Genomic DNA, 6,886 nt, shown 5'->3' with positions numbered 1-6,886 from the left:
TCGATCAGGTCCCAGCTGAAGTGGTCGTGCCCCGCCGATACCGGAGTGTGGGTGGTGAAGATGCCCCTCTCGCGGACCCTGTCGTAATTTTCGTAGCCCATCTCCCTGATGAGTTCCAGCAGCAGGAAGGAGGCGTGCCCTTCGTTTAGATGGTAATCGTCTATGTTGGAGTAGCCCAGGTCGCGGAGCATCCTCAGGCCCCCCGAGCCCAGGACTATCTCCTGGCAGAGGCGATAGCGTTCGTCACCCCCGTAGAGGTACCAGGTCAGCTCCCGGTCCCACAGGGTGTTTCCCTCGAAGTCGGTGTCAAGAAAGTAGACCGGAACGGTGAACCCCGTCCTGCCCTGGATCTCCAGGCACCAGGCGCGGACCTTCACGACCCTCCCCTCGATCCTCACCGTGACTTCGTTGGGCAGGGGGGTCAATTCCTTCCCAGGCTCCCACTCTACGGGTAACGCTTCCTGGAGGCAGTCGTTGAAGGCCTGCCGGAAGTAGCCCTTCCGGTAGAGCAGGGTGACGCCCGCCATGGGCACTCCCAGGTCGGCGGCGCTCTTAAGGATGTCCCCGGCCAGGACCCCCAGCCCTCCCGAGTAGGTGGGTATGCTTCCCTTGAGCCCTACCTCCATGGAAAAATATGCCACCGTCCGGAAAGACGGATCCTGCTCCATCATGAAGCGCAGCGAATCCCCTAGGTTGTTTCCGTAGTGCATCTTCGGCATCCCCAAATACCCCCTGACCTCTTATTTGCCTGGCGCTTTCATTACCTCGTCCCGGCGGGCCTTCGCCACCCCTGGAGACCTTCTGCCGTGCCTGGCCGCCATCACCGCCAGTTCCCCTGCCGGGGCATTCCGCAACTGCTCCCCTTTTACCCTCCAGAGCCAGTTGCTCCTGGGTTTCCCCGGAGTATTGAGCCGGGCCTCGCCACCAAGGCCCAGGATGTCCTGCATGGGATACAGGGCGAACCTCGCCCGGGAGGAGAGGGCGAGGTCGATCATCTCCAGGGAGACCTTATCACCCGTCACGGGGCCTCCCGCCAGGGCCGACAGCTGTTCCCTCGCCAAGGGGTCCGCCTCGGACTCGAACCAACCCCTGGCGGTGTTGTTGTCGTGGGTGCCGGTGAAGACACAGGCATTCTTCCCGTGGTTTCGAGGGGCGTAGGGGCTTTTTTCAAACCCCGGGCCGAAAGCGAACTGCAACACCAGCGTCCCCGGGATGCCCAGGCGCCGGATATGCTCCGTCACGTCGGGGGTGATGTAACCCAGGTCCTCGGCGATGAAGGGGAGCCCGGGGATGCTTTCCCGAACCGCTTTGAAGAATGCCTTCGGCGAGGCATCGGTCCACGCGCCCCTGGCGACGGAGTTCTCACCGGCCGGGATGGACCAAAATTTTACCAGCCCCCGGAAGTGATCGATGCGGACAAGGTCGAATAATGCCACCCCATGGCGGAGCCTCTTCAGCCACCAATGGAAATGCTCCCCCTCGAGGACGTCCCAGCGGTAGACGGGGTTGTCCCAACGCTGCCCCTTCGCTGAAAAGCAGTCGGGGGGGACGCCGGCCACCCTGGCGAGATTCCCGGTGGCATCGAGGTTGAAGAGTTCCCGGTGGACCCACACATCGGCGCTGTCGTGGCTGATGTAGACCGGCACGTCGCCGATGATCCGGATGCCCCGCTCTCGGCAGAGGCCTCGGAGGCGGTCCCATTGGCGAAAGAAGAGAAATTGGAGGAAGGTCTCCAGTTTTATCTCGTCGTCCAGGTCTCTTTTGGCCTCGGCGAGGGCGTCCTCGTCCCTGTCCCGAAGGGGTGGGGACCACTCGTACCAGGGAAGGGCGAGGCGTCTTTTTAACGAACGGAACAACGCGTAATCTTCCAGCCAGAAGGCGTTCTCTTCGCGAAAACGCCTGTACTCCGCGTCGGACAGGTCGGAGGACCTTTCAAAGACCCTTTGGAAAAGACTCCGTTTAATGACTGCGGCAGCCTCGTAACGGCAGTAACCTCCCGGCACCGATCCATGATCTTCCAGGTCGGATACCTCGAGGAGATCGTCCTCGACGAGCAGCTCGGGGCTGATGAAAAGCGGATTCCCGGCGAAGGCGGAGAGGCCGCTGTAGGGCGAGTGCCCCTGGGCAGAGTCGGTGGGCGAGAGGGGTAGGATCTGCCAGAGGGCCTGGCCCGAAGAAAGGAGAAAGTCCAGGAACAGGCCGGCCCCCCTCCCCATATCACCGACGCCCCACCGAGAGGGCAGGGAAGGCAGGTGGAGGAGGACGCCGCAGCTTCTTTCCTTGCTTTCCCAGGAGCTTTTTTGATCCGCCATCCGTTGATTTTACCCTAAAACCAACACCCGGTTTGACCGTTTTAAACGGCAGAATGTATACTTCACGGCATCCGGGGGTATTATTCATGCAGGAAAAGGGACGGACCTGGAGGCTCGACAGGGTTTTCAAGACCTATGAAATGGGCGAAGTTACAGTGGAGGCTCTCAGGGAATCCTCTCTCTCTATCCCCGAGGGGGAGCTGGTCGTCATCCTGGGCCCCAGCGGATCCGGCAAGAGTACCCTCCTTAACCTACTGGGCGGGATGGATGTCCCCACCGGCGGGGGTGTCTGGTTCAGGGATGAGAACCTCTCCACCGCCGGCGACAGGCAACTTACCCGCTACCGACGCAACGTGGTGGGTTTCGTATTCCAGTTCTTCAACCTGATCCCCGACCTGACGGCCCGGGAGAACGTCGAGATTGCCGCGGAACTCGTTGACTCCCCCCTCTCCACCGAAGACGTGCTCGACCGTGTAGGCATGTCAGACAGGATGGACCACTTCCCATCCCAGATGAGCGGCGGCGAACAGCAGCGCGTTGCCATAGCCAGGGCCCTTGTGAAGAACCCGCTATTATTGCTCTGCGACGAGCCGACGGGCTCTCTCGACGCGTCCACGGGAAGGCTGATCCTCGCGCAACTGGAAGAAATTAACAAAAAGTTCGGGACCACGGTGGTGATAGTGACCCACAACGCTTCTATAGCCGATATGGCCCGTCGGGTTATCAGGATGAGCAGTGGCAGGATCGTTGAGGAAACATACAACGAGGAACCCCTGCCGCCGGAGAGGATCTCCTGGTGATGACGGTCCTGACCAGAAAACTCCTTAGGACCATAGGCTCGACCCTGGGTCAGTTCATAGCATCGGCTGTGGTGATCGCCACGGGAGTAATGGCTTTCGTGACGATGACCGCCATGGCAGACAACCTGGTAAGCTCCAGAGATTCCTTCTACCGGGAGACTGATTTTGCCGATCACTTCTTCCATGTCGTCAGGGCTCCCGAGGGAGTGCTTTCGCGCGTTGAGGCAGTCCCAGGAGTCCTCCGGGCCTCTGTGAGGATTCAGAAGGACGTGCCGGTCATTAATGACGGGGACGAAAGGACCATGATCCGGCTCGTTGGTTACCCGCTACCCGACCGCCAGGAACTCAACAGGGTCAAGGTACTCTCGGGCAGGATGGCCGAGAAGTACCCCGAAGGCGGCGCGGTGGAGATACTGGTGAACAGGCAGTTCGCCGAGGCCCATGGTTTCAGGCCGGGGGACACTATAGACATAGCAGCCGAGGGGAGGAGGAAGACTCTTACCATAACAGGAACGGCGGCGGGCCCCGATTTCATCTACGCTGTGAAGGACGCCTCATCCATGCTTGAAGACCCATCCTTCTTTGGTGTGGCAGTCCTTCCACAGAACCAGTTACAGCAGATACTGGGCGAAAAAGGTTCCGTGAATCAGGTGCTGGTCCGCTTCAACCCCGGGGCGGACAGGGCAAGAGCAGCAAGGGAGATCAGGAACATCCTTGAACCTTACGGCAGCCTGGCCGACTACGAACAGAAGGACCAGATAAGCGAGGCGATCCTCAGAGTGGAGCTCAACCAGCTAAAGGCTTTCGCAAGGTTCCTCCCCACGGTATTCCTGGGGATAGCGGCGCTGATGCAGTTCGTCTTTATCGGGAGGATGGTACAGGCCCAAAGGGGTCAGATAGGCATTTTGAAGGCTGTGGGATACGGCAACGTTTCGCTCCTGGCCCTTTACGGAGGATACGCCTTTGCCGCCGCATCGGCGGGTGCTGTGGCTGGGACCGGTCTTGGCTATTTCTTCGCAGGCCTGATGACAAAGCTGTACATGATGTTCTTCAACCTGCCACACCTGGAGGAGGCTCTCCACTTCAGGGCTGCGGGGCTGGTTTTCGGGGCAACCCTCGTCGTGGGGACCCTGTCCGGCGTCTGGGCCGCCAGGGGAGTGCTGGCGGTAAGCCCCGCAGAGGCCATGAGACCGGCCGCTCCGCGATCCTTACGCCCGACATTGATGGAGAACATCCCGGGACTCATGGAACGACTGGATCTGAGCTGGCGTATGAGTCTGCGCTCCATGTTCAGGAACAGGTTCCGGTCTGCCGTCACAATCCTGGGGCTCCTCCTTGCCGTGGGAATGATAGTCATATCCATCTTTGCCAGGGATTCCATGTTCGACCTCATGGAGAGACACTTCGAAAAGGAGTGGCGATTCGACTTCCTGGTCAGAGCGGTCAACCCTGTGAAAGAGGCCGATCTGCTGTCCATATCGAACCTTCCGGGGGTAAGGGAGGCGGAACCACTTTTGGAACTCCCTGTAAGGATCCACTTCAAGGGGAGATACAGGGAGGATGTCCTATTCGCGATGCACCCGGGATCCAGTCTTGGCAGGGTGATCGCCCGGAACGGACACGAACTGGACTTCCCCGAAGAGGGCCTCTTCCTGGACTGGTACACCGCTCGGATCCTGGGCGCGGGGACGGGTGACGAAGTGGAGGTTGAGACCATCCTGGCGCTGGGTCCCCCGAGAAAGAGCATGCTGAGGGTGGCGGGCATCAGCCGCAAAGCTTTCGGGAGCGCATCCAGCGTAAGCCTTCGCACTGCCAACCGCCTGCTTAACGAACAGGGGGTCGCCTCGGGCATTGTCTTCAACACCAGCGAAGAATTCAATGGAAGCATCGGATCTGCCCTGGGAGACATGATCAACGTCATCTCCGTGACCAGCAGGGAGAAAGAGGTGCAGTTCCTCGAAAAGAACATGAAATACCTCCATTATTCTATCGGAATAATGATCTTCTTCTCCGTGCTGCTAGGCTTTGCCATAGTCTTCAACGCCTCTTCCCTCTCCTTCTCCGAACGGCGGAGGGAACTGGCAAGCCTGAGAGTGTTGGGATTCTCGGTGGGAGAGATCTCATCGTTGCTGTGGAAAGAGAACCTGCTTCTCCTTGCCTTGGGAGCCGTGCTCGGGCTCCCCTTCGGCAGGCTAATGGCCGAGGCTTATGCGATCGGGGTCAGCACCGACCTCTTCACCTTCGAGGCGGTGGGCTATCCAACTACCTACGCTATCTCCGTGCTGGGCGGAGGGCTGTTTATCCTCGTCTCCTGGGGTCTTGCGGCAAGAAACGTCGGCAGGCTCCAGCCGGTGGAGACGCTGAAGGCTAACGACTGAGGAGGGATGAACCATGAAAAAGGGAAGGCTGAAGATCTTAGCGGCTGCCGGGATCATTGTGCTGCTGACTCTCTCACTCTTCTTCCTCCTCAGGCCCGAGAAGATGGCAGCGGTCATGGTCGTCAGAGGGGAGATATCAAGCGGAGTCGAGGAGGACGGCTACCTTCAGCCCATGGAGGAAAGGAACTTCTACGCCACCCAGACCGCAAGGATAGCGGAACTCCCCGTCGAGGCGGGCGATGAGGTCTCGCAGGGCCAGCTGCTCATAGGCATGGCAAATCCTGACCTGGAAGCGATCCTCGCTGAGACGAGGGCCTACTGGAGACAGGCCGAGAAGAGCGAGACCGGTTACGCTGCTGCGACAGCAAGCCTTCGTCTCCTTCTGGCGGATGAGGACCGGAACCTTGAACGCTACAGAAAACTCTACGAGGCAGGTGCCCTGTCAAGGATCGAAATCGAGCAGGCGAGCCTGAGAGTAGAGCGATACACCAAGGACCTGGTCGAGGCCGAGGCCAGGCTGGCATCAGCCTCGGAACTGAGCAGAGGCCTTCGTCAACAGGTCTCGGAACTGGAGAAGAAACAGGCCGAATTGACCCTGAAAAGCCCGATCGACGGCTATATCCTAAACCTCCCGGTCAAGAAGGAGCAGGTGGTCATGGCCGGAGAACTCCTGGCCGCTCTCGGGGTTGAAAACGAGATGGAGATACGCTCCGACGTTCTCAGCGACTCCCTTGGGGGTGTGACGGTGGGAAGCAGGGTAAGAATCACAGCCCCCATTCTGGGCAAACGTACGCTTGAGGGCCATGTAAAGAAGATCTACCCCCTGGCGGAGGAAAAGGTCTCCCCTCTTGGGGTTGCCCAGAGAAGAGTGCCGGTTATTATTGCTTTTCCCATGTCGGACATTTTAAAACCCGGTTACGAGGTAAGGGTCTTCATTGAGACGTCACGCAGGGAGCATGCGCTGCTGCTGCCGGTGGAGTCTGTCCGTACCGAGGACGGGATCAGGAAGGTCTTCCGGCTTGAGGGTGGGAAGATCCATGCCACCGATGTCAGGACCGGCATCACCGACCGACGGATGGTGGAGATACTGGATGGGCTGGAAGAGGGCGACGTGGTCGTTCGGGACGCCAGCCTTGACCTCAGCGAGGGTCAGAGGGCCAGGGCCGCCGAAGACAGATAGACCCTTTATCTCCCCCAGGGGAAGATCCCTTCGGACACGCCGAAATGCGCCTCGATGAGCCCCCTGAAGTAATCGTCGTCGACGGGCGGCGAATCCTCTTCCAGGGCGGGGACATCGACGATGACCCAGGTTTCGCCCTCCTTTTTGAGAAGCGCGAGGAAGGGTTCGTACCGGTTCAGGCCGTCCGCCGACCGGGGCTCGGTCTCGACCCAGGCC

General features: G+C 59.8%; 6 protein-coding genes. 3 read left to right on the top strand and 3 right to left on the bottom strand.

Going from position 1 to position 6,886, the window contains the following annotated elements; translation table 11 throughout:
- Together glgP and malQ are read right to left on the bottom strand one after the other, a co-directional pair.
- Window positions 1-719 (bottom strand): alpha-glucan family phosphorylase (glgP, locus tag GX108_01810; GenBank protein ID NLO55781.1); only part of this gene is annotated, 719 nt, incomplete at its 3' end.
- Window positions 720-740: 21 nt separating this feature from the next.
- Entirely contained in the window at window positions 741-2,312 is a 1,572-nt protein-coding gene (gene malQ, locus GX108_01805) for a 4-alpha-glucanotransferase (GenBank protein NLO55780.1), read from the bottom strand.
- Window positions 2,313-2,398: 86 nt separating this feature from the next.
- Here malQ and GX108_01800 point away from each other — a divergent pair, with 86 nt between their 5' ends.
- Genes GX108_01800 through GX108_01790 form a run of 3 tightly spaced genes read left to right on the top strand, consistent with a single transcriptional unit; the run spans window position 2,399 to window position 6,670 of the window.
- Window positions 2,399-3,112 (top strand): ABC transporter ATP-binding protein, encoded by a 714-nt coding sequence (locus GX108_01800; GenBank protein ID NLO55779.1) that lies wholly within the window; start codon window positions 2,399-2,401, stop codon window positions 3,110-3,112.
- Entirely contained in the window at window positions 3,109-5,490 is a 2,382-nt protein-coding gene (locus GX108_01795) for an ABC transporter permease (GenBank protein NLO55778.1), read from the top strand. The genes GX108_01800 and GX108_01795 overlap by 4 nt, the downstream gene beginning before the upstream one ends.
- Before the next feature lie 13 nt (window positions 5,491-5,503).
- Entirely contained in the window at window positions 5,504-6,670 is a 1,167-nt protein-coding gene (locus GX108_01790) for an efflux RND transporter periplasmic adaptor subunit (protein NLO55777.1), read from the top strand.
- Window positions 6,671-6,675: 5 nt separating this feature from the next.
- Here GX108_01790 and GX108_01785 read toward each other — a convergent pair.
- Window positions 6,676-6,886 (bottom strand): hypothetical protein (locus GX108_01785; GenBank protein ID NLO55776.1); only part of this gene is annotated, 211 nt, incomplete at its 5' end.

The sequence above is a fragment of the Thermovirga sp. genome (assembly GCA_012523215.1).
In the GTDB taxonomy this organism is placed as follows: domain Bacteria; phylum Synergistota; class Synergistia; order Synergistales; family Thermovirgaceae; genus 58-81.
This window is presented reverse-complemented; position numbering and strand designations above follow the sequence as displayed.

Bases quoted from the DNA above. Each gene is read 5' to 3' on its own strand.
- malQ (NLO55780.1), bottom strand. From the start codon at position 2,312: ATGGCGGATCAAAAAAGCTCCTGGGAAAGCAAGGAAAGAAGCTGCGGC.
- GX108_01800 (NLO55779.1), top strand. From the start codon at position 2,399: ATGCAGGAAAAGGGACGGACCTGGAGGCTCGACAGGGTTTTCAAGACC.
- GX108_01790 (NLO55777.1), top strand. From the start codon at position 5,504: ATGAAAAAGGGAAGGCTGAAGATCTTAGCGGCTGCCGGGATCATTGTG.